This window comes from Kitasatospora sp. NPDC001225 (assembly GCF_053597855.1).
The window spans coordinates 38737-64704 of the sequence record NZ_JBSFJC010000041.1 but is presented as its reverse complement, the minus strand read 5'-3'; the positions used below and the strand labels follow the sequence as shown (position 1 = coordinate 64704).

The following is a 25968-nucleotide window of genomic DNA, read 5'->3' as shown; positions in this document are numbered from 1 at the left end:
GTCGATCCGGTCGCAGGTGGTGCGGGTGGCGCCGCGCAGCGCGTCGTCCAGGGCGGCACTGTCCCGGAGGCCGCGCGCCCGGCAGCCGCCCGCCCGGGGGCCCTCACGGCTGCCCGGCCGCGGGGACGGTCCCGCCGCCCTGGGGCGGCACCCGGCCCGGGACGGCCTGGCCCGGGGCGGCCCGGACCGGCTCGGGCACCCCGAGCGGGATGTCCGGCACCGCCTCGATGGAGTCCTCGGAGTGCACCACCGGCTGCCAGTCGTACCCGGCCAGCGCGTCGATCAGCGCCCGCACCATCACCGGGTCGAACTGGCTGCCCGAGCAGCGCTCCAGCTCCGCGACCGCCTCGCCGACCGGGCGGCCGCGCCGGTAGGAGCGGGTGGAGGTCATCGAGTCGAAGGCGTCGGCGACCGAGATGATCCGGGCGAACTCGGGGATCTGCTCGCCGGCCAGCCCGCTCGGGTAGCCCCGGCCGTCCAGCCGCTCGTGGTGGTGCAGGATCCCGGCGTGCGCCTCGCCGAGGAAGTCGATCCCGCGCACCAGCTCGTACCCGTACACCGGGTGGATCTCCACCGCCCGGCGCTCGGCCTCGGTCAGGGGACCGTTTCTGCGCAGCAGCTCGGTGGCCACGCCGAGCTTGCCGACGTCGTGCAGGATGCCCGCGAAGCGCAGGGTGCGCAGCCGCTCGGCCTCCATGCCGAGCTGAGTGGCGATCAGCACCGAGGCCCGGCCGACCCGTTCGCTGTGGCCCCGGGTGTAGGAGTCCTTGATCTCCACGGCCTGCACCAGCGACTGCACGGTGGCCTGGTGGGCGTCCCGCTCGCGCTGGCCCTGGGCGAACACCCAGGCCGAGATGGACAGCGGCAGCAGCGCGAGCAGCGCCGCGAACGCGCCGTACGGGCCCTGCCAGAGCACCGCGACCATCAGCCCGCCGGCCGCGTGCACCAGCACCGGCAGCCCGCAGGACGCGTGCGCCCCGCTCAGCAGCACCCCGGGCCGGCGGCCCTCGCTGAGCATCAGCATGACGCCCACCACCACCCCGTTGACCAGGCAGAACACCGCGACGGCGGCGAATCCGGGCAGCAGTGCGGCCGGGAAGCGGGAGCCGAGCAGCAGCTGCGGGCCGTGCAGCAGGTGGAAGGCGACGGAGGAGGCGAAGGCGCACAGCGCGAGCTGGGAGCCGTTGAACAGCTGGCGCGGGCGGCAGCCGCGCCCGCTCGGCCCGCCGAGCAGCGCGGCCGGGGCGGCCACCAGGGCGGCGGCGGCCGGCGGGAGCATCAGCACCCCGGCGAACAACACCGGGAAGAAGGTGTTCACCCCGGGCCGGGCGGGCGTCCGCTCGGGCAGCGCCGGCCGGCGCAGCAGCCGGCGCACCAGCACCAGGCAGGGCGTGGGCAGGCCCTGGGCCAGGGACTCCCAGCAGCCGTGCAGGAAGGCCAGCAGCGCGACCTTGGGCCAGTCCACCGGCGCGCCGAGCCAGTGCGGCCCCCCGGGGGCGGCCGCGGCGGGCAGCAGCGGCACCAGGCAGCACAGCGCCGCCACCGGCACCACCACCAGGTAGCGCGCCGCCCCTCGCGGCAGGGTCGAGCCTCCACAGTCGGTAGCGATCTCGACCTCCCCGCCGTACGGACCCCGTGTTGCCTCAGCGCGTCGGGCGGACCGACGGTGAGTGTCCGTCAGGAGAATAGGCCGCCCTCCGGACATGGGGACGCATGATGGCGCAATGGCGCAGTTGGCGCACCGCCAGCTCACTCGAACGAGTGACGGCGCATGCGAGCAGAACGGGAGCGGCCCCGGGAGTGTGTACTCCCGGGGCCGCTGTTGCCCTTGCCCTGAACCCGCCCGGCACCCGCCCGGACGTGCCCGAACCGTCCGGCCCGCCCTCGCCGGCGGGCCGCGGGGCTACCGCCCCCGGCGGTCGACCAAGGAGTCGGCCGCCGTACGGGCGTTCGCCCGACGGGTCGTCACTCCGCGGGGGCGCCGGCCTCGACCGGAGCGCCCGAGCGCCCGGCCGTCTCCGCCTCGCCCGCCCCGCCCGGCCTGGGCGCCGGCCGGGCCGACTCGACGTGCAGCTCGACGGTGGTCTCCACGGCGACCACCACCTGCTCGCCCGAGCGCTGCCCGGCCCGGATCGAGTCGATCCTGGCCAGCACCTTGCTGCGCAGGTCGGTCGGGGTGTCGTCGCACCCGCAGGAACGCTTGATCAACGCCTTGATCGCCTGCTCCAGCCCGTACTGCTTCAGGCAGGGTGAGCACTCCTCGAAGTGCACCCGCAACTTGGCGCAGTCACCCTCGGCCATCTCGTTGTCGAGGAATTCATAGAGGTGGTCGAGGACCTCGCCACACTCGGTTTCGTGCGGATCGCCGCAGCTCATGAGCCCGAGCCCTTCGCTTCCTGCCCTGCCCCGCTGCCGGCCGGGACGAGCCCGCGCTCACGGGCGTAATCCTCCAGCATGCCGCGCAGCTGACGGCGGCCGCGGTGCAGCCGGGACATCACCGTACCGATGGGAGTACCCATGATGTCCGCGATCTCCTTGTACGCAAAGCCTTCTACGTCCGCGAGATAGACGGCGATCCGGAATTCCTCCGGGATGGCCTGGAGCGCGTCCTTCACATCGCTGTCGGGGAGGTGGTCGAGCGCCTGGGTCTCGGCCGAGCGCAGACCGGTCGACATGTGCGACTCGGCCCGGGCCAGCTGCCAGTCCTCGATCTCCTCCGCCGCGGTGCGCTGGGGCTCCCGCTGCTTCTTGCGGTACGAGTTGATGAACGTGTTGGTGAGGATGCGGTACAGCCAGGCCTTGAGGTTCGTCCCCTCACGGAACTGGTGGAAGGACGCGTACGCCTTGGCGAACGCCTCCTGGAGCAGGTCCTCCGCGTCGGCCGGGTTGCGCGTCATGCGCAGCGCCGCCGAGTACATCGGATCCAGGTAGCCCAGGGCGTCGCGCTCGAAGCGCTCCCGCCGGGCCTCCTCGCTCTCCTCCGCCGACACCCGGTAGGTGTCCTCACCGATCGCCTCGGCCAGCTCCTCACCGGTGAGCGCCTCGCCCGCGGGCAGGGCGTCGCCCGGGCCACGGCCCGGATCGGCCTCGTGCTCGGTCCCGACGACCGGACCCACCTCCTCGGCATGACGGGCACGGCCCACGGCGGGCCGCCCAGAAATGGAGGATATCGGGCTGACGGGCTTCTCGCCCGCGTCGATCCAGTCCGACCAGGAGGGGGCGAACGCCGCGGTGGCCTCGCGCTCCTCAGGCCGTTCGGGGCACGCGATCGAACCCATCTGCCCTGCCTCTCACCGGTGACTCCTGCTGACGGAGACGACAACCACACGCGCCCCGCCCGCATTCCCGTCCCCGGGCGCCATTCACTCGCACGAGTGAGCGAATGGAAACTCCCTGCTCACGGCCCCGAAGCCGGAGCCGGAGCCGGACCGCCCCACGGCCTCACACCAGCCGCAGCACCCAGTCCCCCACCGCCGAGCAGATCAGGTCCAGCACCTCGTCCTGCCCCACCGGCGCCCGCTTGGGCACCTCGAAGCCGTGGCTGCCGTACGGCACCGCCACCAGCTCGTGCCCGTGCGGCAGCTCCGGGAACTCCACCGGCCCGCCGAACGGGTCCGCCGCGCTCTGCACCACCAGCGTCGGCAGCCCGGACCCCAGCAGCTCCTCCGCCCGGCTCTTCTCCGGCCGGCCCGGCGGGTGCAGCGGGAACGCCAGCGCCACCACCCCGACCGCCCCGGTCGCCGCGCCCGTCCGGCAGGCCACCCGCGCCCCCGCGCTGCGCCCGCCGACCACCAGCGGCAGCCCCTGCCCGGCCAGCCGCTCGGCCACCGGCCGCCAGCCCACGTCCAGCGTCTTCGGCGCCGGGCCCAGCCTCCGGCCCGCCACCCGCCAGGGCTGCTCGACCAGCGCCACGGTGATCCCCCGGGTCGGCAGCTTCGCGGCCAGCGCCACCAGGTCCCTGGCCTCGATCCCGCCGCCCGCGCCGTGGCCGAGGGCCAGGACGGCCACCGGCTTCGCGGCCGGGTGGTAGGTGATCCGGGCCTCCCCGGCCCCGGTGGGGACCGCTTCGGTGCGGACCGGTTCGGTGGTGCTCATCTCGACGTCTCCCGGAACGTTCGCAAAAGGTCGGAACAGGCGGTTCAGAACAGGGTGGTCTCGTACTCGGGCTCGGCCCACGGCTCCTTGAGCTCCGGGCCGTTGTTGCGGATGCTGCCGACCGCCGGCGACACCGGGGTGGCCACCAGCGCGCCCGGCGGCGGGGGTATCAGCAGCCGGCGCAGCCCGTCCGGGTCGGTCAGCCGCGGGTCCAGCCACTCGTCCCAGTCCCCCCGGTCCAGGAACAGCGGCATCCGCTCGTGGATCGGCGCCAGCAGCTCCTCGGCGTCCGTGGTGACGATCGTGAACGTCACCAGCCAGGCCTCTGGGTGCCCCGGCGGCACCGCCCGGTTGCGCCAGAACTCGTACAGCCCGGCCAGCGCCAACGGGGCACCGTCCGCCCGGGACACGAAGTACGGCTTCTTGCGGGCCTTGCCGCGCTCCCCCGGGACCGTCTGCCACTCGTAGTAGCCGTCCACCGGCAGGATGCACCGGCGGGCGGCGAAGGCCTGCCGGTACGAGGGCTTCTCGTGCACCGTGTCCGACCGGGCGTTGATCATCTTCACCGCCGTCTCGGCGGAGTTCGACCACTGCGGCACCAGCCCCCAGCGCAGCACCCGCAGCTGGCGCACCGGCCGCGGCCGCTCCCGGCCCAGCCGCTCCAGCACCACGAACGCGCTGTTGGTAGGCGCGACGTTCCAGTTCGGGTCCAGGGTCTCCTCGGGGTCCCAGTGCTCGACGCCGAACAGCTCGACGACGTCCCCGGGCTTGCTGCTCGCTGCGAACCGACCGCACATGCGGGCCAGCTTGCCATGCCGCCGCTCCTCAGGACCTGTTCATCCCCGGACCAGAACCACCCCCTGCCTCCCGCCCGTCCCCGCATGGGAGGCTGCCCCGAACGGCCCACACGGCGGCCCGGTACGACGGACGGAGGCGGAGAGACCCCGATGAACGCGAACGACCAGACCCTCGGCGACCTGTGGAACCAGGTGACCGGCACCCAGGCCGCCCCGCCCGGCTGGCTGGTCCTGGCCACCGGCGCCGCCGCCCTGCTCACCGTCCTGGCCCGCCCGCTCTGGCACGTCGCCCGCAACGCCGTGACCATCGCCCACGAGGGCGGCCACGGCCTGATCGCCCTGGTCACCGGCCGCAAACTGGCCGGCATCCGGCTGCACTCGGACACCTCCGGACTCACCCTCTCCTACGGCCGCCCCACCGGCCCCGGCATGGTCCTCACCGCCGCCGCCGGCTACACCGCCCCCGCCCTGCTCGGCCTCGGCTGCGCCGCCCTGCTCGCCGCCGACCGGATCACCCTGCTGCTCTGGCTGGCGATCGTGCTGCTGCTCGCCCTGCTCCTGCGCATCCGCAACGCCTTCGGCTTCCTCACCGTGCTGGTCGCCGGCGGCGCCTTCTTCCTGGTCTCCTGGTTCGGCAGCGCCGAGGTCCAGGCCGGCTTCGCCTACCTCGGCTGCTGGTTCCTGCTCCTCGGCGCCGTCCGCCCCGTCCTGGAGCTCCAGCACCAGCGCCGGATCGGCTGGGCCCGCGACTCCGACGCCGACCAGCTCGCCCGGCTCACCCACGTCCCCGCCCTCGCCTGGGTCACCGTCTTCCTGCTCGTCGCCCTCGCCTGCCTCGCCCTCGGCGCCGCCTGGCTGCTCCAGCCCCTGCAGTGAGCCCACCGGGCCTCCCGCCGCCCGGCCACGCGCCGAGAACGTTCCCGTACGGCCCCTAGACTTGCCCCATGACCGAGACCCTGTGGCCCGCCCCCGTCGCGACCAGCCCCGTCGACGCCACCGTCACCATCCCCGGCTCCAAGTCGGTCACCAACCGGGCCCTGGTGCTGGCGGCCCTCGCCGACGGGCCGGGCTGGGTGCGGCGCCCGCTGCGCAGCCGCGACTCCCAGCTGATGGCCGACGGCCTGCGCGCCCTCGGGGTCACCATCGAGGAGAAGGTCAACAACGACTCCGGCGGCACCGGCGGCGGCGAGGCCTGGCGGGTCATCCCCGCCCCCGCGCTGCTCGGCCCGGCCTCGGTCGACGTCGGCAACGCCGGCACCGTGATGCGCTTCCTGCCCCCGCTGGCCGTCCTGGCCGACGGCCCGGTGCACTTCGACGGCGACCCGCGCTGCTACGAGCGCCCCCAGCACGGCGTGATCAACGCCCTGCGCGCGCTCGGCGCCCGGATCGAGGACGGCGGCCGCGGCGCCTTCCCACTGACGGTGCACGGCACCGGCTCGCTGGACGGCGGCCCGGTCGAGCTGGACGCCTCCTCCTCGTCCCAGTTCGTCTCCGCCCTGCTGCTCTCCGGCGCCCGGTACAACCACGGCATCGAGGTCCGCCACGTCGGCGGCCCGGTCCCGTCGCTGCCGCACATCCGGATGACCGTGGAGATGCTGCGGCTGGCCGGCGCCCAGGTCGACGCCCCCGAGGACGGCGGCGAGAAGGACGTCTGGCGGGTCACCCCGGGCGCCGTGATCGGCCGCGACCTGGTGGTCGAGCCGGACCTCTCCAACGCCGCGCCGTTCTTCGGCGCCGCGCTGGTCACCGGCGGCCGGGTCACCGTGCGGGACTGGCCCAAGCACACCTCCCAGCCCGGTGACCAGCTGCGCGAGATCTACACCCGGATGGGTGGCGCCTGCGAGTTCACCGACGAGGGCCTGCAGTTCACCGGCACCGGCCGGATCCACGGCATCGAGGCCGACCTGCACGACGTCGGCGAGCTCACCCCGGTGATCGCCGCCGTCGCCGCGCTCGCCGACTCCGAGTCCCACCTGTACGGCATCGCGCACCTGCGCCTGCACGAGACGGACCGGCTCGCCGCGCTCGCCAAGGAGATCAACGACCTGGGCGGCGACGTCACGGAGACCGAGGACGGTCTGCGGATCCGCCCGCGCCCGCTGCACGGGGGCGTCTTCCACACCTACGAGGACCACCGCCTCGCCACCGCCGCCGCCGTCCTCGGCCTCGCCGTCCCCGGCGTGGAGGTCGAGAACGTGGCCACCACCGCCAAGACCCTGCCCGACTTCCCGGGGATGTGGGCCGAACTGCTCGGCGAAGCGGCGGAAGCGACGGCGGGCGTCTGAGCGGAGACTGAGCACATGCGCCGCTACGGCAAGGACGCCGACGAGGACGACATCCGCAACCGCCCCGCCCGCCGGGGGTCCCGGCCGCGGACCCGGATCCGGCCCAAGCACGAGGACGCCGCCGAGGCGATGGTGCTGACCGTCGACCGCGGCCGGGTCACCTGCCTGGTCGACCCGGGGACGAAGCAGGAGCGCGAGGTCGTCGCCATGAAGGCCCGCGAGCTGGGCCGCAAGGGCGTCGTCGTCGGCGACATGGTCAACCTGGTCGGGGACCTCTCCGGGGACGCCGACACCCTGGCCCGGATCGTCCGGGTCGAGGAGCGCGGCTCGGTGCTGCGGCGCACGGCGGACGACGACGACCCGTACGAGCGGATCGTGGTCGCCAACGCCCAGCAGCTGGCGATCGTCACCGCCCTGGCCGACCCGGAGCCGCGCCCCCGGCTGATCGACCGCTGCCTGGTGGCGGCCTACGACGCGGGCATGGAGCCGCTGCTGGTGCTCACCAAGTCCGACCTCGCGCCGGCCTCGACGCTGCTGGACTCGTACGCCCCGCTGGGCATCACGTATGTGGTCACCCGCCGCGACGAGCTGGAGACCACCGGCGCCGAGGCCGTCCGCGAGCACCTGCGCGGGCTGTCCACGGTGTTCATCGGCCATTCGGGCGTCGGCAAGACCACCCTGGTCAACGCGCTCGTCCCGGACCGCCAGCGGCAGACCGGGCGCGTCAACGCGGTGACCGGCCGCGGCCGGCACACCACCGTCTCCGCCCTGGCGCTGCGGCTGCCCCCGCCGCCCGGCGCCAAGCCGGGCTCGAAGAAGGCGCTGAACCCCGGCTGGGTGATCGACACGCCCGGCTTCCGCTCCTTCGGCCTCTCGCACATCGACCCGTCCCGGGTCATCCTCGCCTTCCCCGACCTGGAGCCCGGCACCGTCGACTGCCCGCGCGCGTGCAGCCACGACGAGCCGGACTGCGCGCTGGACGCCTGGGTCGCCGAGGGCCACGCCGAGGCCGCCCGGCTCTACTCGCTGCGCCGGCTGCTGGCCAGCAAGGAGGGCGAGCTCGACTGAGCCCGGCGGCGCCGGGCCCGTCCTCGGGTTCGGCGCCGGTGGCCCGTTCGAGGTGTCGGAGCGGGCTCACCTGGCGATCATAGGAAGGTCGGACCGTACCCGGTCCGACCTTCGATCGACAGGGAGGGCACGCGATGGCATGGGCCCTGGTGGTCCTGGCCGGCCTGCTGGAGACCGGCTTCGCGATCAACCTCAAGCTCAGCGAGGGTTTCACCAGGCTCTGGCCCACCATCAGCTTCTGCGTGTTCGCCCTCGGCAGCTTCGGCCTGCTCACCCTCTCGCTGAAGACCCTGCCGGTCGGCCCCGCCTACGCGGTGTGGACGGGCATCGGCGCGGCTGGCACCGCGATCTACGGCATGGTCTTCCTGGACGAGACCAGTTCGGTCCTCAAGCTGGTCTCGATCTCGCTGGTGATCGCCGGCGTCATCGGCCTCCAGCTCAGCGGCACGGCCCACTGAGCGGCTAGGGTTTCGGGCATGGCCGATTACCACGACGACCTCCGACTCGCCCATGTCCTCGCCGACTCGGCCGACTCGGTCACCCTGGAGCGCTTCCGCGCCCTCGACCTGAAGGTCGAGACCAAGCCCGACCTCACCCCGGTGAGCGACGCCGACAAGGCCGCCGAGGAGCTGGTGCGGAGCGTGCTCCAGCGCGCCCGCCCGCGCGACGCCGTCCTCGGCGAGGAGTTCGGCCTCCAGGGCTCGGGCCCGCGCCGCTGGGTGATCGACCCGATCGACGGCACCAAGAACTACATCCGCGGCGTCCCGGTCTGGGCCACCCTGATCGCCCTGCTGGAGGACGGCCCGGACGGCGTCGAGCGCCCGGTGGTCGGCATGGTCTCCGCCCCCGCGCTCCAGCGCCGCTGGTGGGCGGCCAAGGGCCTCGGGGCGTTCGGCGGCCGCAGCCTGGCCAAGGCCTCCCGGCTGCACGTCTCCGGCGTCTCCCGGATCGAGGACGCCTCCTTCTCCTACTCCTCGCTCACCGGCTGGGAGGAGCGCGGGCGCCTCGACCCGTTCCTGGACCTCACCCGCGCCTGCTGGCGCACCCGCGCCTACGGCGACTTCTGGTCCTACATGATGGTCGCCGAGGGCGCCGTCGACATCGCCGCCGAGCCCGAGCTGTCGCTGTGGGACATGGCGGCCAACTGCATCATCGTCGAGGAGGCCGGCGGCCGCTTCACCGGTCTGGACGGCGTCCCCGGCCCCGGCGGCGCCGACGCCGTCGCCTCCAACGGCCTGCTGCACGAGGAGGCCCTGCGCCGGCTGGGCGTCTGAGCCGGATCCTCGGGCCGAGGCGTGCGCGGGCCCCGGTGACCTGTGGGAGCAGGTCACCGGGGCCCGCCGTTCTCGCCCGGGTGCGCGGGGCTACTGCTTGCGCAGCTCCCGGACCGCCGCGTCCAGCCGCTGCCCGAAGTCGGCGTCGGCCTTGCGGAAGTTGTCGACCGCCCGCTCCACGATGTCCTCGCGGTCGGCCGAGACCTTGGCGATGAAGCCCGCCAGGTTGGCGACCAGGCGCTGCTTCTCCTCCTCGGAGAACAGCCGGTAGAGGTCGCCGGCCTGCACGAAGTCGTCGTCCTCGGCGTGCGAGGGCGCGACGTGGTTGCCGGTGAGGCCGTCGACGGCGGTCGCGGCCCACAGCGGACGGCCGGTCTGCACCGGGCCGCCGAAGCTGTTCGGCTCGTAGTTCTTCTGCCGGCCGTGGCGGCCGTCGTACAGGTAGCCGTCCCGGCTGTTGGTGCGGGCCTCGGTGGCGTGCGGACGGTTCACCGGCAGGTGGTCGGCGTTGATGCCGACCCGGTAGCGGTGGGCGTCGGCGTACGCGAACAGGCGGCCCTGGAGCATCTTGTCCGGGGACGGGCCGATGCCGGGCACGAAGTGCGCCGGGGAGAAGACCGACTGCTCGACCTCGGCGAAGACGTTGTCGGGGTTGCGGTTGAGCTCCAGCTTCCCGATCTCGATCGGCGGGTAGTCGGCGTGCGGCCAGACCTTGGTCAGGTCGAAGGGGTTGAAGCGGTAGTTCGCCGCGTCGGCCGCCGGCATGATCTGGACCTGCACCGTCCAGCTGGGGAACTCGCCGCGCTCGATCGACTCGCGCAGGTCTCGCTGGTGGCTGTCCGGGTCCTCGCCGGCGAGGGTGTTGGCCTCGGCCTGGGTGAGGTTGCGGATGCCCTGGTCGGTCTTGAAGTGGTACTTGACCCAGAAGTGCTCGCCGGCCTCGTTCTGCCACTGGTAGGTGTGCGAGCCGTAGCCGTTCATGTGCCGGTACGAGGCCGGGATGCCGCGGTCGCCGAACAGCCAGGTCACCTGGTGGGTGGCCTCGGGCGACAGGCCCCAGAAGTCCCAGACGTTGTCCGCCTCCTGCGAGCCGGTGTACGGGTCGCGCTTCTGGGTGTGGATGAAGTCGGGGAACTTGATGGCGTCCTTGATGAAGAACACCGGGGTGTTGTTGCCGACGAGGTCGTAGTTGCCCTCCTCGGTGTAGAACTTCAGCGCGAAGCCGCGCGGGTCGCGCACCGCGTCGGCCGCGCCGAGGTTGCCCGCCACCGTGGAGAAGCGCAGGAACGTCTCGGTCTGCTTGCCGACCTCGGAGAGGAACGCCGCCCGGGTCCAGGGCGTCAGGTCGGCGGTCACGGTGAAGGTGCCGTACGCGCCGGCGCCGCGGGCGTGCACCACGCGCTCCGGGATCCGCTCGCGGTTGAAGTGCGCGAGCTTCTCGAACAGCAGCTGGTCCTGGATGAGCGCCGGGCCCCCGGGGCCCGCCGTCTCGGTGTTCTGGTTGTCGGCGACGGGGGCACCCGCCTCCGTGGTCAGGGTCGGGCGCAGCTCGTCCTGGGTCGTCATGGGAGTGCCTCCGCGGTATCCGGTCGTGATGACACGATCCTAACTTGGACTTTGTCCAAGTCAATACTGGAACCAATCTCGGAGGGTGACCTACTCTGGAGGGCATGAGCGACCTGCTGGAGAGACTGCGCGCGAGAGGCTGGCGGCTGACCTCGCAGCGCCGGGTCGTGGCCGAGGTCCTGGACGGCGAACACGTCCACCTCACCGCGGACGAGGTGCACGCCCGCGCGACGACCCGACTGCCGGAGATCAGCCGCGCCACCGTCTACAACACGCTCGGCGAACTCGTCGCCCTCGGCGAGGTCCTGGAGGTCGCCGCCGACGGCCGCGCCAAGCGCTACGACCCCAACGCCCACCGCGCCCACCAGCACCTGATCTGCTCGGGCTGCGGCGCGATCCGCGACGTCCAGCCGCAGGGCGACCCGCTCGCCGCCCTCCCCGCCGCCGAGCGCTTCGGCTTCACCGTCACCGCCGCCGAGGTCACCTACCGCGGCCTGTGCCCGAACTGCCGCCCCTAGCCCGCCGGTTGCCCGCAGCAGCCCGACCGTCCGGTTGCCCGGCGTCCGGCTACGCGCTCAACTCCGCGTTCAGCGCGCCCAGCAGCCGCCCGGCCCGCTCCGCCACCTCGGCCGGCCCGGAGTCGATCGCCCGCCGGCACCAGTTCTCCGCCTGCATCGGCTCCCCGCGGCGCAGCGCCAGCAGCGCCAGGCGCAGCGCCGCCCGGCCGTGCCCGGCGTCGGCGGCCCGGGTGTACCAGAGCATCGCCTCGGCCTCGCTGTCCTGCCGGGCCAGCAGCAGCCCCAGGTTGAACGCGGCACTGCGGCTGCCCGCCTCGGCGGCCCGCCGGTACCAGCTCTCGGCGATCTCCAGCGCCCCGCGCTCGGCCGCCCGCACACCCATCCGCACCTGCGCCCGGCGGTGCCCGGCGTAGGCCGCCAGCGCGTACCAGTGCTCGGCCTCGGCGTCCGCGTCCCCGCGCCGGTCCAGCAGCGAGGCCAGCCGGAACGCGCCCTCGGCCGAGCCGCCGGCCGCCGCCTGCCGGTAGCGCTCCAGCGCCCCGCCCAGGTTGCCGCGCTGCTCCTGGACGACCGCGAGCTGCAGGGCCGCCTCGCCGTGCCCCTCGGCCGCGGCCCGCGCGTACCACTCCTGGGCCTGCTGCTGCTCGCCGCGCCCGGCGTGCAGCACGCCGAGGTTGAACGCCCCGTCCACGCTGCCGGCCTCGGCCGCCTTGGAGAACCAGGGCTGGGCACCGGACTCGTCGCCGCGCTGCAGCAGCACCACGGCCAGCGCGTTGCAGGCCTCCCGGTGCCCGGCGTACGCGGCCCGGCGGTACCACTGCTCGGCCTGCTGCTCGCGACCGGTGCCGGCGCAGAGCAGGCCGAGGTTGAAGGCGCCGTTCTGGTCGCCCGCGTCCAGCGCGGCCCGGTACCAGCGCTCGGCCGCGGCGGCCTCGCCGCGGCTCGCGTGCAGCGCCCCCAGCGCGTTGGCGGCGTTGCCGTCCCCGGCCTCGGCGGCCTCCTGCCACCACTCGGCGGCGGCCGCCAGGTCCCCGGAGTCGCGCAGCAGGAAGCCCAGCGCGCAGGCCGCGCGCGGCTCCCCGTTCTGCGCGGCCTGCCGGTACCAGCGGGCCGCCTCGTCCAGCAGCGACCGGTCGGCGCGGGCCCGCTCCTCCAGCAGCACGCCCAGGCGCAGCGCGGCGCGGGCGTGGCTGCGGGCGGCGGCGGTGCGGTACCAGGTCTCGGCGGTCTCCTTGTCCCCGGCGGCCTCGCGCATCCGGGCCAGCCGGTAGGAGGCCTCCCGGTGCCCGGCGTCGGCGGAGACCTTGAACCAGCGCTCGGCGCGCACGTCCCGCCGGTGCTCCATCAGGTCGCCCAGGGCGTAGGCGCCCAGCGGGTGGCCGTGGTCGGCGGCGTAGTGCAGCCAGTACTCGGCGGCCTCCTCCTCGCCCTGGTCGCGCAGTTGCAGCCCGAGCGCGTGCGCGGCCGGCGCGCTGCCGGCCACGGCGGCCTGGCGCCACCACTGCCCGGCCTCGGCGCGGTGGCCCTGCTGGTGCAGCAGCACGCCGAGGTTGTTGGCGGCGGCGCGCACCCCGGCGGCCGCGGCGGCGCGCAGGTAGGGCTCGGCGTCCTCCAGTTCGCCGCGGCGCAGCAGCAGGGTGCCGAGCCGGCAGGCGGCGTCCGGGTCGCCGCCGTCGGCGGCCTGCCGGTGGCGGGCCTCCAGCGCGGCGGACTCGCGGGCGGCGAGGGCGGTCTCGAAGCTGGTCGAGTCGAGGCCGGCCGGGTCGATCGCGGCGCCGGCGCCCGGCTCCCCGCCGGGCTGCTCCCCGTACGCGCCGACGGCGGCGGCGAACTGACGGGTCGACACGTGGACGAGGCTGTCGGGCCCGTAGCCCTGGGTCGGGGGGCGCTCGGACAGTCCGCTGGTGCGCTGGGCGGGCAGGGCTCCGGGGTGGTTGGCCGTGCGCTCGGCGCTCTCCGCCCAGGCGTCGGTGTCCGCCTCGGCGGCCGCCGAGGACCTGGCGCCTGACTTGCCGATCAGCCTCATGCCGACTCCCGCTCCCCCAGAGTGTCGCGGCATCGTGCCCCGGCGTGCGTCCGGGGGGACTCCCAGGGGAGGCGCCGGACCCGACGGCCGGTCAGCGGCCGCGCACCGTCCCCCATGTGTCCCATCGTCGCATCACCCAGTACCCGCGTACACCTGCCCCGGCCGAATTCCGGCGGGGCCGACCCGAAGCCGACGAAATTGCTTCGGCGCTTTGTCGATTTCCCGACACGTCAACCCCACAAACCCCGCTGCCGTCCTCCTTGGCGACGGTCGATAGTACCGGAGCGGTTCCCGCCGCTTCCGGACGAGAACGGCCCGGGAGCGGCGCGGGAAACACCAGAGGCCCGGAGGAAGAATCCTCCGGGCCTCTGGCCTTTGTAGCGGGGACAGGATTTGAACCTGCGACCTCTGGGTTATGAGCCCAGCGAGCTACCGAGCTGCTCCACCCCGCGTCGGTGGTTAAACCATAGCACGGGCGCGGGGTGGAACGGAAAACGGTTACCGCAGCTCAGCGGCCGCCTCCGCGGACTACGGCTGCGGGCTGGGCGATCCGCCGCCGGTGGCGCCCGGGGCGGGAGTGCCGGCCGGGGCCGGCGCCGGGCTGCCGCCGCGGGCCGCCTCCGCGGCCTTCAGGGCGTCGCCGAGCGCCTTCTGGGCGTTGCCGTAGGCCACCCAGTCGCCGTTCTTGAACGCGGTCTGGCTGTCGCCGTACGCCTTCTCCGCGTCCGAGAGCGCCTTCTGGAGCTCCGGCGAGATCGTCCCGCCCGGCGCCGGCGTCGCGGGCGCCGTCGGGGTGGTGGTCGGAGCGGTCCCGGTGCCCGGCGTGGACGGCACGATCGGGGTGGTCGACGGGGGCGCCCCGCCGAACACCTTCTTCAGCGCGGCCTCCAGGGTGTCCTCGAACGCCACGTTGTCGTCCCCGTACACCGCCAGGACCTTCTGCATCGTCGGGTACTTGGCACCGCGACCGCGCACGTACACCGGCTCGATGTTGAGCAGCCCGCCGCCGACCGGCAGGGTCAGCAGGTTGCCGTACTCCAGCTCGGCGTCCCCGCCGCTCTTCAGGGCGAAGATCTGGTTGGCCACCTCCTGGCGGGAGTTGAACTTCGACTGCACCAGGCCGGGGCCGGGGGCGCCGCTCTCGCCCGTCATCTTCAGGATGCGGATCTTCCCGTAGTCGTCCCCCGGGTCCGCGTTGACGGCCATGAAGGCCGCCAGGTTGGGCCGCTGGTTGGGCACGAAGGTGCTGGTGAGCGAGAAGTTCGCGGTGTTCGTGTCCGGCATCCGCACCGTCACGTAGTACGGCGGCTGGACCTGCTTGGTGTCGCTGCTCGGGTCCACCGGGACCTGCCAGATGTCACTGCCGTTGAAGAAGGAGTTGGCGTCGGTGACGTGGTACTGGCCGAGCAGGTCGCGCTGCACCTTGAACATGTCCTGCGGGTAGCGCAGGTGCGGCAGCAGCGTCTGCGGGATGTCCGCCTTCGGCTCGACGGTGCCCGGGAAGGCCTTCATCCAGGTCTTCAGGACCGGGTCCTTGTCGTCCCACTGGTAGAGCTTCACCTCGCCGGTGTAGGCGTCCACCGTGGCCTTGACCGAGTTGCGGATGTAGTTGACCTGGTTGGCGGCGGTCAGCAGCTCACCGCGCTGGTTGGTCAGCGAGTCCTTGGTGGCGGCGCCCAGCGTCGTCTTCGAGGAGAACGGGAAGCCGTCCGAGGTGGTGTAGCCGTCCAGCACCCAGACCACGCGGCCGTCCTGCACCACCGGGTACGGGTCGGCGTCGATCGACAGCCACGGCGCGACCTTCTCCACCCGCTCCTTCGGCGTGCGGTTGTAGATGACCTTGGCGCCGTCGGTGATGGCCCCCGCGTAGAGGATCTGCGGCTCCGTGAAGCGCACCGCGTACGCGGCCCGGGTCAGCGGGTTGTCCAGCGAGACGCCGCTGCCGCCGGAGTAGGTGTACTCGGCGTTCTGGCCGGTCTTGGGATCGGTGTAGTCGATCTCCTTGTTGGCGCCGCCGACGATCGAGTACGTGGTGGTCTTCTCGCCGTAGTAGATCCGCTGCTGGTAGTCGCCCAGCGTGCCGGTGGCCGGCAGGCCCGACTCGGTGAACACCGGCTGGCCCTTGTCGTCGACCTGGTTGCCCTTGGCGACCACCGCGCCGTAGCCGTGGGTGTACTTGAAGTGGTCGTTGATCCAGTTGCGCTGCACGCCGTTGAGGTCGAGCTCGCGCAGGCCGATCACGCTGTCCTGCTTGTCCTGCCCGGTGCCGTAGCGGTCCACGTCCAGCGTGTTCGGGAAGGCGTAGTAGTTGCGCTGCTGCTCCAGCGACTGGAACGCCGGCGAGACGACGTTCGGGTCCAGCAGCCGGATGTCCGCGATGGTCTGCGCGTCCGGCTTGAGCGCGTCGGCGTTGGTCGTGCCCTGCGGGGTGTACTGGGTGGTCTGCGCGTCCGCGATCCCGTACGCCTGGCGGGTGGCGTCGATGTTCTTCTGGATGTACGGCGTCTCCTTGGCCTGCTCGTTCGGCTTGACCTGGAACTGCTGCACGATCGCCGGGTACAGCCCGCCGATCAGCACCGCCGACAGCACCATCAGCCCCAGGCCGATCAGGGCCGGGGCCCAGGTGCGGCGGATCGGGGTCAGGAAGAACAGCACCGCGCAGATGATCGCGACGAAGAACAGGATGGTCTTGGCCGGCAGGAACGCGTTGGCGTCCACGTAGCGCAGGCCCGTCCAGCCCGAGACGCCCTTGTACGAGCCGGTCTTCACCGCCAGCGCGTACCGGTCCAGCCAGTACGCGACGGCCTTCAGCAGCACGAACACGCCCAGCAGCACCGCCAGGTGCCCCTGCGCGCCCGCGCTCGCCCGGCGCCCCGGGCCCTGCAGCCGCAGCCCGCCGTACAGGTAGTGCACCAGCGCCGAGGTCAGCAGCGAGACGATCACCGCGCTGAACGCGAAGCCCAGCACGAACTCGTAGAACGGCAGGTCGAAGGCGTAGAACGAGACGTCCATGCCGAACTGCGAGTCCTTCTCACCGAAGGAGGTCGAGTTCGTCCACATCAGCCAGGTCCGCCACTGGCCCGAGGCCGCGGCGCCGGCCACCAGGCCGATCACCAGCGAGACCCCGATCAGCGCCCAGCGCTTGAACGGCGCCAGGCCCGACCGGTAGCGGTCCAGGCTCTGCTGCTCCACCGACATCGCCGACAGCGGCGGCCGCAGCCGGTGCGCCAGCCAGATGTTGAAGCCGACGATCACCGCCATCAGCAGGCCGAACACCCCGAACAGGCCGATCTTCGTCCACAGCTGGGTGGTGAACACCGAGGAGAAGTGGACCGACCTGAACCACAGCCAGTCCGTCCAGAAGCCCGCGAACATGACGAACAGCAGGAAGAGCACCGCGAGCACGCCCAGGGTCAGCAGGGCCACCCGCGCCCGCCGGGAGGGCGGGCCTACCCTGCGCCGGAAACCCGGCCCTGAGCGTTCGGGCATCTGGAAGACCACGGTGGCACCTCGGCTGTGTCGTCTGAATGGGGTCGGTCGTCAGAGCAACTTAACCAGGCTTTGGCCGAGTTCCCACCGTTAGCAGACGGTTACGACGGCCGCCCGCCGCCGGCCGTCCCCGCCACGGCTCCCCCGGCCCTCCCGACGGCCCGCGACGACCCCCCGACCGCCCCCGGCGGCCTTCCGGCGAGCGCGCCCCGCCCGGCGTGTGAGGATTGAGGCATGTCCGACGCGTCTGATCTGAACAACTCCCCCGACGACGTCTCCAAGCTCCCGGCCGCCACCCCGCTGACCCGGGCCGCGCTGGAGATCGACGAGTACGCCTCCACCCTCGGCTGGGACCTCCCGGCCCGGCTGTTCGCCCTGGTGGACAGCGCCGCCCTGAGCAAGGCCAACCCGAAGATCGCCAAGCAGCTCGGCCTCGCCGACGGCGACGAGCCCGGCCTGACCCCGATCGAGCAGGACGAGCTGCCGGCCGGCATGGAGCTCGACAAGTTCCTCGGCACCATCGCCTGGCCCGACTCCGTGGCCGGCTGCGCCCTGGTCGTCGAGCGCCTGATGCTGCCCCCGGGCGCCGAGCAGTCCCGCCCGCGCGGCGCCTCCGACGCCCAGCTCGCCGAGTGGGTGGCCAACCACCCCAAGCGCGAGGAGGTGCGGATCACCGCCGCGGTGCTCCGCGGCGGCAAGAAGGAGATCGCGCTGCGGCTGCGCTCCAAGGACGTCGCCCGCGAGGTGCTGACCGGCCCCGACCTGGTGCCCGGCCTGACCGACGCGCTGCTGGCGACCTTCGCCTGACGCCTTCCCGCCGACGTTCCCGGGCGGCCGCCCCGGCGGCTGCCCGGCAGGCCCCGTGCCGACGGCCCGACCGCTGCCCGGCGGCTGCCCGGTGACTACCCGGCCGCTGCTCGGCGACTGCCCGGCCGCTACTTGGCGGCGCAGGACGGCAGCGCGGAGGTCTGCCCGGAGCGGACCTGCTCCAGCGACTTCAGCGCGCTGTCCAGCGTGTCCGTCTTGATCAGGGTCAGCCCGGACGGGACGTTCTTGGTCGCCTCGGCGCAGTTCGAGGACGGGGTGAAGAAGTACTCGGCCCCGGCGTCCCGGGCGGCGATCAGCTTCATCGAGATGCCGCCGATCGGCCCGACCTTGCCGTCGTCGTCGATGGTCCCGGTGCCGGCCACGAACTTGCCGCCGGTGAGGTCGCCGCCCGGGGTGAGCTTGTCGATGATGCCGAGCGAGAACATCAGCCCGGCGCTCGGGCCGCCGACGTCCTGCAGCCCGATGTCGATCTGGAACGGGTAGGTGTGCCGGATCCCGGTGCCGATGCCCACCACCGCGAGCTCCGCCCGCTCGGCGGGGGCCTTCGGGTCGAGGTCCTTGGCCCGGACGGTCGGGACGGTGACGTCGGTCTTCCCGCCCGCCGTGGCGACGCCGTTCGCGTCCTTGACCCGCGGCACGACGGTGAAGACCGCCGACTCGCCCGGCTTGTGCTTGGTGACCGCCGCGACCACCTGCTCGACCGAGCCGGCCGGGACGCCGTCCACGGCCACGATCTGGTCGCCCGCGTGCAGCCGGCCCTCGGCCGGGGCGCCCGCGGTGACCGACTTCACGATCAGCTCGCTGCCGACCGGCACGCCCAGCTGCTTGAGCGCCGCGGTGCGGGCGCTGTCCTCGGAGGAGGCGAACTCCTCGGCGTTCTGCTTCTTGGCGTCCGCGTCCGACTGCCCCTTGGGGTAGACGTTGTCGTGCGGCACCACCAGCACGTCGTCCCGCAGCCAGCCGACCACCGCGTTGACCAGGCTGGGCTCGTACTTGGCCCCGGTGACCTGGACGGTGGTCATGTTGAGGTGCCCGGTCGTCGGGTACGACTCGTGCCCGCTGATGCTGATCACCGGCTTGCCGCCCTGGTTGCCGAGCGTGTTGTACGTCGGCCCCGGGCTCATCTCCGTGTACGGCACCTTCATCAGCACCGAGACGCAGAGCAGCGCTATGAGCAGCAGGGTGGCAGCGAGCATCGTCGCGGAGCGGCGTGGCATGCCTCGACAGTACGGGACGTGCCTGAAGCGGCGCCCGCCGGGCTACCGGCCGGAGCCCTCACCCGGGGCGGCGGCGCCCGCGGTGGTGCGTTCCATCGCGGCCATGAAGCGCCGGTGTTCGGCGAGTGAGGCCGGATCGCCGGTGGCCCGCGGGGCCCGCTGGGCCCACCCCGCCCAGAGGGCGGCGACCAGGACGGCGACAACCGGAATGATCAACCAGGCGAGCACACCCATACCAGCACTCCCAGCTCGTCGTGTCTATGAGCAGATTAACCACTCCGGCGGACAACGCGGCCGGCGCCGTCCGGGTTACGGGACGGCCGATCGGCTCACTTCCAGGGAGTATCCGGAGCGCCGGCACGGACCCGTTGGAGTGAGACCGCGGCGCGCCTGACCCGACGGACGCGCGAGGTGTGCCGTTCGGTTCCGACCGGCTCGGTGCCCTCGCGTCCGGTTCCGTGCCGTGCCGTCCGGTCCGGTTCCGTCGCGCCCGGGCCGGCCTCAGCAGTTGCCGGCGCCGACCCACTCCTCCGCGCCGTCGGAGAAGACCTGGTGCTTCCAGATCGGCACCTCGTGCTTGAGGTCGTCGATCAGCCGGCGGGCGGCCGCGAAGGCCTCGCCGCGGTGGGCGCAGGAGACGGCGACGATCACGGCCTTGTCGGTGATCTCCAGCCGGCCCACCCGGTGGACCGCGGCCAGCGCCCGGACCGGGAAGTCCGCGGCCACCTTCTCGGCGACCCGGCGCAGCTCCTGCTCGGCGGTGGGGTGGCAGCTGTACTCCAGCGCGGAGACCGACTTGCCGCCGTCGTGGTCCCGGACCGTCCCGACGAAGACGGTGGTGCCGCCGGCCGCGTCGTCGCCGACCGCCTCGTACACCTCGTCCAGCGAGAGCGGGGTGTCGCGGATGGCGAGCAGGCGGATGGGGTCGTGGTTGTCGGACATGACCCCATGATTCCCCATCCGGGACGCTCCGGGGCAAGTGCTTTCCGCACCGCGGTTCCGGAATTTCGCATCGTGAGAAATCGCGGGAGAGCACCGCCCGCCGGCCGGGCCCCGCCGTCCGGCACCGGCCGATCGGAACCGGCGCTCAGGACCGGCCGCTCGGGACCGGCCGCTCAGAACCGCCGCCGCTTGCGGGCCCGGCGCACCAGCGCCGCCGTACCGACCAGCGCCACCGTCGCCCCGGCCGCCCCCAGGCTGGTCGCCGCCTCCTTGCCGCCCAGCCGGCGCCCGGCCACCGCGTGCTTGCCGGACACCTGCTCCAGCAGCTCGGCCAGCACCTGCTCATTGGTGTGCGCCGGGCGCCAGCCCGCCTCGTGCAGCCGGCTGCCGGACACCACCCACGGGTACATCGTGTACGCCAGGTCCCCGGCCGGGGCCGGGGTCAGGCCCAGCCGGTGCAGCCGCGCGGCCGTACCGAGCGCCAGCGAGGCCGGCAGCTCCATCCGCCGGATCCCGGACAGCCGCTCCACGTCCTCCTGCTCCAGCCAGCCGTCGCAGCCGACCGTCACCTCGCCCTCGACCAGGCCCAGCGCCGCGTACTCCAGCGCCGCCGCCAGGTCGTCCACGTGGCAGAACTGCCAGCACGGCCGGGAGCCGGCCACCACCAGCAGCCGGGGCGCCTCGAAGTGCCGGGTCAGCACGGTGTCCACGCCGGGGCCCACCACCACGGCCGGGCGCAGCACCGTCACCTGCAGGCCCGGGTGGGCGCGCGGCGCCCGGCGGGCCAGCCGCTCGATCTCCAGCAGGTCCCCGACCAGCGAGGCCTCCTCCGTGGCCCGCAGCTCGGAGTCCTCGGCCAGCGGCACCTCGTTGTCGGCCAGCGCGCCGTAGACCATCGCCGAGGTGCACAGCACCACGCGGTGCACCCCGGCGGCCGCGGCCGCGGTCAGCACCGTCTGGGCGCCGCGCACGTTGTAGGCGCTGCGGGCCCGGGCGTCGGACTCCATGCCGAAGTCCATCGCCAGGTGCACCACCACGTCGACCCCGGCCAGCCGCTCGGCCACCGCCGGGTCGCGCACGTCGAGGACCCGCCACTGCACGCCCGGCACGTCGCCGCGCCGGTCGTCCACCGCGAGGACCTTCCGCACGTGCGGCGAGGCCACCAGCCGGGCGGCGACCCGCTCGCCCAGCACCCCCGCGGCGCCCGTGACCGCCACGGTCAGCGGCCGTCCGCCGTAGGCTGGAGGCGGCGACGCCGTGGTGTCCGACGCGTCCTCTCCTCCGGTCTCTCCTCCGGTCAGCCCAGAGCGAACGTCCGAGGGCGGGGAACTCACCGGCCATCCTCCACGGTTAGCTTTATGTGCGTACGGACGTGTGTCACGTACGTCCATCCTGCCCGAGGCGAAGGCCCGGTGGTGCACCCGGCGCGGGCCTGCCGCGCGGGAGCCGCCCCGAGTCCCCCACTCCGCCGCCGCCCCGGGCGCAGACTTTCCCGCCACACCCGCATGACGGCCGACCGGATCGAGGACCCCGTGAGCGACCTTCCCTTCGGATTCGGCGTTCCGCCAGAGGAGCCCGAGGACGGCAAGGCCAAGCCCGACGACGCGCAGAAGAAGAAGGACCAGGAGCAGTCCGACAGCGGCCCGCAGCCGTTCGGCTTCGGGAGCGGCAACCCCTTCGGCGCGCTCTTCGGCATGCCCGGCGCCCCGGGCGGCCCCGGCGGCGCCGGTGCCGACAACCCCTTCGCCGCGATGTTCGGCGGCATGAACCCGGGCGACCTCGGCGCCGCCTTCCAGCAGCTCGGCCAGATGCTCTCCTTCGAGGGCGGCCCGGTGAACTGGGACCTCGCCACGAACATCGCCCGCCAGACCGTCGTCGCCGAGCCCGCCGAGGGCAAGAGCAAGGACCGCTCGGTCAGCGCGGCCGAGCGCTCCGCCGTCGCCGAGGCCGTCCGCCTGGCCGACCTGTGGCTCGACGGCTCCACCGAGTTCCCCTCCGGCGCCGGCACCGCCGTCGCCTGGAGCCGCGCCGAGTGGATCGAGGCCACCCTCCCGGTCTGGAAGGACCTGGTGGACCCGGTCGCCGAGCGGGTCGGCAACGCCATGGGCGGCGTCCTGCCCGAGGAGATGCAGGCCATGGCCGGCCCGCTGATGGGCGTGATGCGCTCGATGGGCGGCGCCATGTTCGGCACCCAGATCGGCCAGGCGCTCGGCGCGCTCGCCGGCGAGGTGGTTGGCTCCGCCGACATCGGCCTGCCGCTCGCCCCGGCCGGCAAGGCCGCGCTGCTGCCGCAGAACGTCGCCGAGTTCGGCGAGGGCCTGAGCGTGCCCGCCGACGAGGTCCGGCTCTACCTCGCCCTGCGCGAGGCCGCCCACCAGCGGCTCTTCGCCCACGTGCCGTGGCTGCGGGCCCACCTGCTGGGCGCCGTCGAGGCCTACGCGCGCGGCATCAAGGTCGACACCTCCCGGATGGAGGAGCTGGTCGGCCAGCTCGACCCCACCAACCCGGAGGCGCTCCAGGAGGCGCTGGCCGGCGGCCTGCTCCAGCCCGAGGACACCCCCGAGCAGAAGGCCGCGCTCGCCCGCCTGGAGACGGCGCTCGCGCTGGTCGAGGGCTGGGTCGACGCCGTCGTGCACGCCGCCGCCGAGCCGCACCTGCCGCAGTCCGGCGCGCTGCGCGAGACCGTCCGCCGCCGCCGCGCGGCCGGCGGGCCCGCCGAGCAGACCTTCGCCACCCTGGTCGGCCTGGAGCTGCGCCCGCGCCGGCTGCGCGACGCCTCCCGGCTCTGGGCGCTGCTCGCCGACGCCCGCGGCATCGAGGGCCGCGACGCGCTCTGGGAGCACCCGGACATGCTGCCCACCGCCGCCGACCTGGACGACCCGGACGCCTTCGTCCACCGGGGCTCCGCCGACGACCTGGAGGGCGGCATCGACTTCGACGCGCTCGACAAGTTGCTCGGCGAGGCCGCGGCCGGCAAGCCCGACCTCACCAAGAAGGACGAGCAGCCGAAGACCGACGAGGACGGCACCGACGGGAAGGGCGAGCCCACCGCATGACGGCCACCGAGACGCCCGCCACCGAGACCTCCTCCGGCCTGCACGCGGACGCCGTCCGCGCGCTGAGCGGGTGGCGGCCCGCCGACCAGGACCAGGAGCGGCTGCGGCTCGACTACCTGGAGCACCTCGCCGCGCGGCCCGACGGCCTGTACCGCTCCTGCCTGCCCGCGCACATCACCGCGAGCGCGGCGGTCGTCGACCCGGCCGCCGGGCGGGTGCTGCTGACCCTGCACCCCAAGGTCGGCATGTGGCTCCAGATGGGCGGGCACTGCGAGCCCGGCGACCGCGACCTCGCCTCGGCCGCGCTGCGCGAGGCCGTCGAGGAGTCCGGCATCCCCGACCTGGTGCTGCTGGAGAGCGGCGGCACCCCGGTGCCGGCCAAGCTGGACCGGCACCTGGTGCGCTGCGCCGGCAAGGACCGGCCGGAGAACACCCACCTGGACGTCCAGTACATCGCGCTGGCCCCGGCCGGCGCCCAGGCGCTGATCAGCGAGGAGTCGCTGGACCTGCGCTGGTTCGACTACGACCGGCTGCCGGAGCTCACCGACCACTCGGTGCGCGACCTGGTGGCCCGGGCACGGCAGCTGACCGGCTGAGGTGCGACACCGGAAGGGGGCGCGGGCCACATCGGCCCGCGCCCCCTTCCGTCGTTCCTACGGTCGGACGGCCCGCCCGTGGCTCCCGCGCTGCCCCGGCCCTGACACCACCGCGACTCCCGCTCCGCCGCGGCGTCAGTCGCAGGAGGCCGCCTGATCGGGCCCGGTCGGGCCCGGGGCGGCGTGCCGGGCGCCGGGGATGTGCGGCAGCCGGGCCGCGGAGACCACGCCCTCCAGGTAGCCGCGGGCCCGCTCGGTCCGCGGGTAGGCCTCCAGCAGGGCCCAGAACGCCGGGCCGTGGTCCGGCACCAGCAGGTGCGCCAGCTCGTGCAGCAGCACGTAGTCCAGCACGTACTCCGGCATGCCCTGAAGACGGTGGGAGAGGCGGATCGTCCCCTCGCTGGGGGTGCAGGAGCCCCAGCGGGAGTTCTGGTTGGTGACCCAGCGGACCTGGCTGGGCCGGGCGCGGTCGTCCAGATAGGAGGCCGACAGCTCGCGGGCCCGGGCCATCAGGGCCTCGTCCCCGGGGATCCGCCGGGACTCCTGGGCGGCGAGCTTCTCCAGCATCTGCGCGACCCAGCGCTGCTCCTCGGCGTGCGACATCCGGGCCGGGATCAGCACGATGGTGCGGTCGCCCTCGCGGTAGGCGGAGACGGTACGGCTGCGGCGGGCGCTGCGGCGCACCTCGACCCGGCTGCGGTCGTGCGCCTCGGGGGCCGTGGCACCGGCGGGCGGCGGCTGCGACGGGGCCGGCCCCGGCTGCTGCCGCTGGTCCGGGCGCCCGCGCGTGTTCGGCGCCGCGACCTGCGACCCGGACGCTGCGGGGGCACGCCGACGCGACGCCGGTGGATGGGAGTCCCGCTCGGCTGCCATGGCACACGACGTTACCCGGTACCACGGACAGAAGTCCGCTGCCATGGCCGGAATCTTTCATGGAGCGATCGGGAACGAAAAGTCGACGGGGGGTGTCCGGAAAGCGACCTCGGGGAGGATGGCCAGTTATCCACAGGGCGTGCGAACGGATGGCGTGATCATAAGCACAGACCTGTGGATAACTCTGCGCACGACATCGGCGTGATGGGGCAAGCTGCGGTCAGCCGTCCGGAAACGATCGGAAGGAAGATCGTCGTGCGCCTCGCCCTCAAGCCCGCGCTGTCCCGCAGCTGGCGGGACTCGGAGACCCTGCAGTTCGGCACCGTCACCCGGTTCGCCGGGGTGCTCGGCAACGCCGACAAGACCCTCTGCGACTTCCTCGCGCTGCTCGACGGGACGCGCGACCGACCGGAGCTCCTGAACGAGGGAGAACGCATCGGGCTCGGCCGCGAACCGGCCGACACCCTGCTCACCGGCCTGGAGGAGACCGGCCTGCTGGACGACGCGGAGGCCGGCCGCCGCGCGCTGGCCCGCTTCCCCGCACAGCAGCGGGACCTGCTCGAACCGGACCTCGCCTCGCTCTCCCTGGTCCACTCCGGGCCAGGCGCCGCACCGGCGGTCCTGGGCCGCCGGGCCGACGCGCGGATCGAAGTGCGCGGCGCGGGCCGGGTCGGCGCCGCCGTGGCGGCGGTGCTCGCGGCGGGCGGCACCGGCACGGTCACGGTCGCGGACACCGGCCGGGTGAAACCCGGCGACTGCTCCCCCGCCGGGCTGTCGCCCGGGGACGTCGGCCGGCTGCGCTCGACGGCGGCCCGGGAGGCCGTGCAGCGCGCGGCGGGGCGGCCACCGGCGCCCGTGCCCCGCCGCCGGCCCGGGGACCCACCACCGGACTTCGTGGTCCTCGCGCCCCGGGACGGCAGTGCCGCCTTCGCGGGCGGGACGTACGAGGCCCGGCTGCTGCTGCGGGCCGGGGTGCCGCACCTCTACGTGGGCGTGGTCGAGGAGTTCGGCGTCATCGGACCGCTGGTGATCCCCGGGATGTCGGCCTGCGGGCACTGCCTGGTGCTGCGGCGGGAGGACGAGGACGCCGCCTGGCCGAGGGTCCTGGCCCAGCTGGCCGACGGAGGGCCCGGCCGGGCCCGTACCCCGGCCTGCGACACGGCGCTCGCGACGGCGGTCGCCGGCCTGGCGGCCCTGCACATCCAGGTGTTCCTGGACGGCGGGCGCCCACCGAGCGTGGACGGCTGGTGCGAGGTCTCGGCCGGGGACGGCATGCCACGGCGCCTGCGGCTGCGCGGGCACCCGGGGTGAGGAACGGAGGAGGAGAAGAAGAACGAG

The 25968-nt window shown here is 73.8% G+C and carries 23 protein-coding genes and 1 tRNA gene; 10 read left to right on the top strand and 14 right to left on the bottom strand.

The genetic code is table 11. The annotated features are described in order from the left end of the window. Positions 1-103 precede the first annotated feature (103 nt). The 5 genes from ACWDCZ_RS16920 to ACWDCZ_RS16900 form a co-directional block, all read right to left on the bottom strand. Entirely contained in the window at positions 104-1543 is a 1440-nt protein-coding gene (locus ACWDCZ_RS16920; RefSeq protein ID WP_259316729.1) for an HD-GYP domain-containing protein, read from the bottom strand. 422 nt (positions 1544-1965) lie between these two features. Beyond that, complete coding sequence (rsrA, locus tag ACWDCZ_RS16915) at positions 1966-2376, bottom strand: mycothiol system anti-sigma-R factor (RefSeq protein WP_079271878.1); 411 nt, start codon at positions 2374-2376, stop codon at positions 1966-1968. Then, a complete protein-coding gene (locus ACWDCZ_RS16910) occupies positions 2373-3278 on the bottom strand; it encodes a sigma-70 family RNA polymerase sigma factor (protein ID WP_074001401.1) in 906 nt (301 codons plus the stop codon). The genes rsrA and ACWDCZ_RS16910 overlap by 4 nt, the downstream gene beginning before the upstream one ends. A 163-nt stretch (positions 3279-3441) precedes the next feature. Continuing rightward, a complete protein-coding gene (locus ACWDCZ_RS16905; protein WP_449816271.1) occupies positions 3442-4095 on the bottom strand; it encodes an alpha/beta hydrolase family protein in 654 nt (217 codons plus the stop codon). 44 nt (positions 4096-4139) lie between these two features. Further along, positions 4140-4892, bottom strand: a complete 753-nt coding sequence (locus tag ACWDCZ_RS16900; protein WP_380778638.1) for an SOS response-associated peptidase — start codon at positions 4890-4892, stop codon at positions 4140-4142. A gap of 150 nt (positions 4893-5042) precedes the next feature. Here ACWDCZ_RS16900 and ACWDCZ_RS16895 point away from each other — a divergent pair, with 150 nt between their 5' ends. From ACWDCZ_RS16895 to hisN, 5 genes are all read left to right on the top strand, one after another. Further along, on the top strand, positions 5043-5768 hold the full coding sequence (locus ACWDCZ_RS16895; protein WP_074001398.1) for a M50 family metallopeptidase: 726 nt from the start codon (positions 5043-5045) through the stop codon (positions 5766-5768). 68 nt (positions 5769-5836) lie between these two features. Continuing rightward, positions 5837-7177 (top strand): 3-phosphoshikimate 1-carboxyvinyltransferase, encoded by a 1341-nt coding sequence (gene aroA / locus ACWDCZ_RS16890; RefSeq protein ID WP_049655060.1) that lies wholly within the window; start codon positions 5837-5839, stop codon positions 7175-7177. A gap of 15 nt (positions 7178-7192) precedes the next feature. Continuing rightward, entirely contained in the window at positions 7193-8245 is a 1053-nt protein-coding gene (gene rsgA, locus ACWDCZ_RS16885; protein WP_049655059.1) for a ribosome small subunit-dependent GTPase A, read from the top strand. 134 nt (positions 8246-8379) lie between these two features. Further along, positions 8380-8703 (top strand): DMT family transporter, encoded by a 324-nt coding sequence (locus ACWDCZ_RS16880; protein WP_074001397.1) that lies wholly within the window; start codon positions 8380-8382, stop codon positions 8701-8703. An 18-nt stretch (positions 8704-8721) separates the two neighbouring features. Further along, a complete protein-coding gene (gene hisN, locus ACWDCZ_RS16875) occupies positions 8722-9519 on the top strand; it encodes a histidinol-phosphatase (RefSeq protein ID WP_049655055.1) in 798 nt (265 codons plus the stop codon). 90 nt (positions 9520-9609) lie between these two features. Here the strand turns inward: hisN and ACWDCZ_RS16870 are convergent, their stop codons facing one another. Beyond that, a complete protein-coding gene (locus ACWDCZ_RS16870) occupies positions 9610-11085 on the bottom strand; it encodes a catalase (RefSeq protein ID WP_074001396.1) in 1476 nt (491 codons plus the stop codon). 104 nt (positions 11086-11189) lie between these two features. Here ACWDCZ_RS16870 and ACWDCZ_RS16865 point away from each other — a divergent pair, with 104 nt between their 5' ends. Further along, positions 11190-11603: a Fur family transcriptional regulator gene (locus tag ACWDCZ_RS16865; protein WP_049655052.1), complete on the top strand. Its 414-nt coding sequence runs from the start codon at positions 11190-11192 to the stop codon at positions 11601-11603. Between the two features lie 49 nt (positions 11604-11652). Here the strand turns inward: ACWDCZ_RS16865 and ACWDCZ_RS16860 are convergent, their stop codons facing one another. The 3 genes from ACWDCZ_RS16860 to ACWDCZ_RS16850 form a co-directional block, all read right to left on the bottom strand. Next, positions 11653-13629 carry a sel1 repeat family protein gene (locus ACWDCZ_RS16860; RefSeq protein WP_449816270.1) on the bottom strand — a complete coding sequence of 659 codons (1977 nt, stop codon included), beginning with the start codon at positions 13627-13629 and terminating at the stop codon, positions 11653-11655. A 378-nt stretch (positions 13630-14007) separates the two neighbouring features. Further along, positions 14008-14081, bottom strand: a tRNA-Met gene (locus tag ACWDCZ_RS16855). A 76-nt stretch (positions 14082-14157) separates the two neighbouring features. Next, positions 14158-17118 (bottom strand): UPF0182 family membrane protein, encoded by a 2961-nt coding sequence (locus tag ACWDCZ_RS16850; RefSeq protein WP_074001563.1) that lies wholly within the window; start codon positions 17116-17118, stop codon positions 14158-14160. 234 nt (positions 17119-17352) lie between these two features. Here ACWDCZ_RS16850 and ACWDCZ_RS16845 point away from each other — a divergent pair, with 234 nt between their 5' ends. Then, positions 17353-17925 (top strand): PPA1309 family protein, encoded by a 573-nt coding sequence (locus tag ACWDCZ_RS16845; protein WP_449816269.1) that lies wholly within the window; start codon positions 17353-17355, stop codon positions 17923-17925. 128 nt (positions 17926-18053) lie between these two features. Here the strand turns inward: ACWDCZ_RS16845 and ACWDCZ_RS16840 are convergent, their stop codons facing one another. The 4 genes from ACWDCZ_RS16840 to ACWDCZ_RS16825 form a co-directional block, all read right to left on the bottom strand. Beyond that, the gene (locus tag ACWDCZ_RS16840) at positions 18054-19163 is read right to left on the bottom strand and encodes a YlbL family protein (RefSeq protein ID WP_049655905.1); all 1110 of its coding nucleotides are present in this window, start codon (positions 19161-19163) and stop codon (positions 18054-18056) included. Between the two features lie 42 nt (positions 19164-19205). Continuing rightward, entirely contained in the window at positions 19206-19379 is a 174-nt protein-coding gene (locus tag ACWDCZ_RS16835) for a hypothetical protein (RefSeq protein ID WP_234348548.1), read from the bottom strand. Between the two features lie 285 nt (positions 19380-19664). Further along, positions 19665-20105 carry a molybdenum cofactor biosynthesis protein MoaE gene (locus ACWDCZ_RS16830; RefSeq protein ID WP_259316728.1) on the bottom strand — a complete coding sequence of 147 codons (441 nt, stop codon included), beginning with the start codon at positions 20103-20105 and terminating at the stop codon, positions 19665-19667. A gap of 173 nt (positions 20106-20278) precedes the next feature. After that, a complete protein-coding gene (locus ACWDCZ_RS16825) occupies positions 20279-21439 on the bottom strand; it encodes an NAD-dependent epimerase/dehydratase family protein (protein WP_107086545.1) in 1161 nt (386 codons plus the stop codon). Between the two features lie 198 nt (positions 21440-21637). On the opposite strand from ACWDCZ_RS16825, the gene ACWDCZ_RS16820 reads away from it, so the two are divergent. Then, the gene (locus ACWDCZ_RS16820; RefSeq protein WP_074001562.1) at positions 21638-23161 is read left to right on the top strand and encodes a zinc-dependent metalloprotease; all 1524 of its coding nucleotides are present in this window, start codon (positions 21638-21640) and stop codon (positions 23159-23161) included. Continuing rightward, positions 23158-23757 (top strand): NUDIX hydrolase, encoded by a 600-nt coding sequence (locus tag ACWDCZ_RS16815; protein ID WP_049660410.1) that lies wholly within the window; start codon positions 23158-23160, stop codon positions 23755-23757. The genes ACWDCZ_RS16820 and ACWDCZ_RS16815 overlap by 4 nt, the downstream gene beginning before the upstream one ends. A gap of 135 nt (positions 23758-23892) precedes the next feature. On the opposite strand, the gene ACWDCZ_RS16810 is transcribed toward ACWDCZ_RS16815, so the two are convergent. After that, on the bottom strand, positions 23893-24630 hold the full coding sequence (locus tag ACWDCZ_RS16810; protein ID WP_259316727.1) for a M48 metallopeptidase family protein: 738 nt from the start codon (positions 24628-24630) through the stop codon (positions 23893-23895). Positions 24631-24885: 255 nt separating this feature from the next. On the opposite strand from ACWDCZ_RS16810, the gene ACWDCZ_RS16805 reads away from it, so the two are divergent. Continuing rightward, complete coding sequence (locus ACWDCZ_RS16805; protein WP_449816268.1) at positions 24886-25941, top strand: ThiF family adenylyltransferase; 1056 nt, start codon at positions 24886-24888, stop codon at positions 25939-25941. Positions 25942-25968: the final 27 nt, after the last annotated feature.

Excerpts from the sequence above, each read along its gene's own strand:
- rsrA (WP_079271878.1), bottom strand. The coding sequence starts at position 2,376 with ATGAGCTGCGGCGATCCGCACGAAACCGAGTGTGGCGAGGTCCTCGAC.
- ACWDCZ_RS16910 (WP_074001401.1), bottom strand. The coding sequence starts at position 3,278 with ATGGGTTCGATCGCGTGCCCCGAACGGCCTGAGGAGCGCGAGGCCACC.
- ACWDCZ_RS16905 (WP_449816271.1), bottom strand. The coding sequence starts at position 4,095 with ATGAGCACCACCGAACCGGTCCGCACCGAAGCGGTCCCCACCGGGGCC.
- ACWDCZ_RS16900 (WP_380778638.1), bottom strand. The coding sequence starts at position 4,892 with ATGTGCGGTCGGTTCGCAGCGAGCAGCAAGCCCGGGGACGTCGTCGAG.
- ACWDCZ_RS16895 (WP_074001398.1), top strand. The coding sequence starts at position 5,043 with ATGAACGCGAACGACCAGACCCTCGGCGACCTGTGGAACCAGGTGACC.
- aroA (WP_049655060.1), top strand. The coding sequence starts at position 5,837 with ATGACCGAGACCCTGTGGCCCGCCCCCGTCGCGACCAGCCCCGTCGAC.
- rsgA (WP_049655059.1), top strand. The coding sequence starts at position 7,193 with ATGCGCCGCTACGGCAAGGACGCCGACGAGGACGACATCCGCAACCGC.
- ACWDCZ_RS16880 (WP_074001397.1), top strand. The coding sequence starts at position 8,380 with ATGGCATGGGCCCTGGTGGTCCTGGCCGGCCTGCTGGAGACCGGCTTC.
- hisN (WP_049655055.1), top strand. The coding sequence starts at position 8,722 with ATGGCCGATTACCACGACGACCTCCGACTCGCCCATGTCCTCGCCGAC.
- ACWDCZ_RS16870 (WP_074001396.1), bottom strand. The coding sequence starts at position 11,085 with ATGACGACCCAGGACGAGCTGCGCCCGACCCTGACCACGGAGGCGGGT.
- ACWDCZ_RS16865 (WP_049655052.1), top strand. The coding sequence starts at position 11,190 with ATGAGCGACCTGCTGGAGAGACTGCGCGCGAGAGGCTGGCGGCTGACC.
- ACWDCZ_RS16860 (WP_449816270.1), bottom strand. The coding sequence starts at position 13,629 with ATGAGGCTGATCGGCAAGTCAGGCGCCAGGTCCTCGGCGGCCGCCGAG.
- ACWDCZ_RS16850 (WP_074001563.1), bottom strand. The coding sequence starts at position 17,118 with ATGCCCGAACGCTCAGGGCCGGGTTTCCGGCGCAGGGTAGGCCCGCCC.
- ACWDCZ_RS16845 (WP_449816269.1), top strand. The coding sequence starts at position 17,353 with ATGTCCGACGCGTCTGATCTGAACAACTCCCCCGACGACGTCTCCAAG.
- ACWDCZ_RS16840 (WP_049655905.1), bottom strand. The coding sequence starts at position 19,163 with ATGCCACGCCGCTCCGCGACGATGCTCGCTGCCACCCTGCTGCTCATA.
- ACWDCZ_RS16830 (WP_259316728.1), bottom strand. The coding sequence starts at position 20,105 with ATGTCCGACAACCACGACCCCATCCGCCTGCTCGCCATCCGCGACACC.
- ACWDCZ_RS16815 (WP_049660410.1), top strand. The coding sequence starts at position 23,158 with ATGACGGCCACCGAGACGCCCGCCACCGAGACCTCCTCCGGCCTGCAC.
- ACWDCZ_RS16810 (WP_259316727.1), bottom strand. The coding sequence starts at position 24,630 with ATGGCAGCCGAGCGGGACTCCCATCCACCGGCGTCGCGTCGGCGTGCC.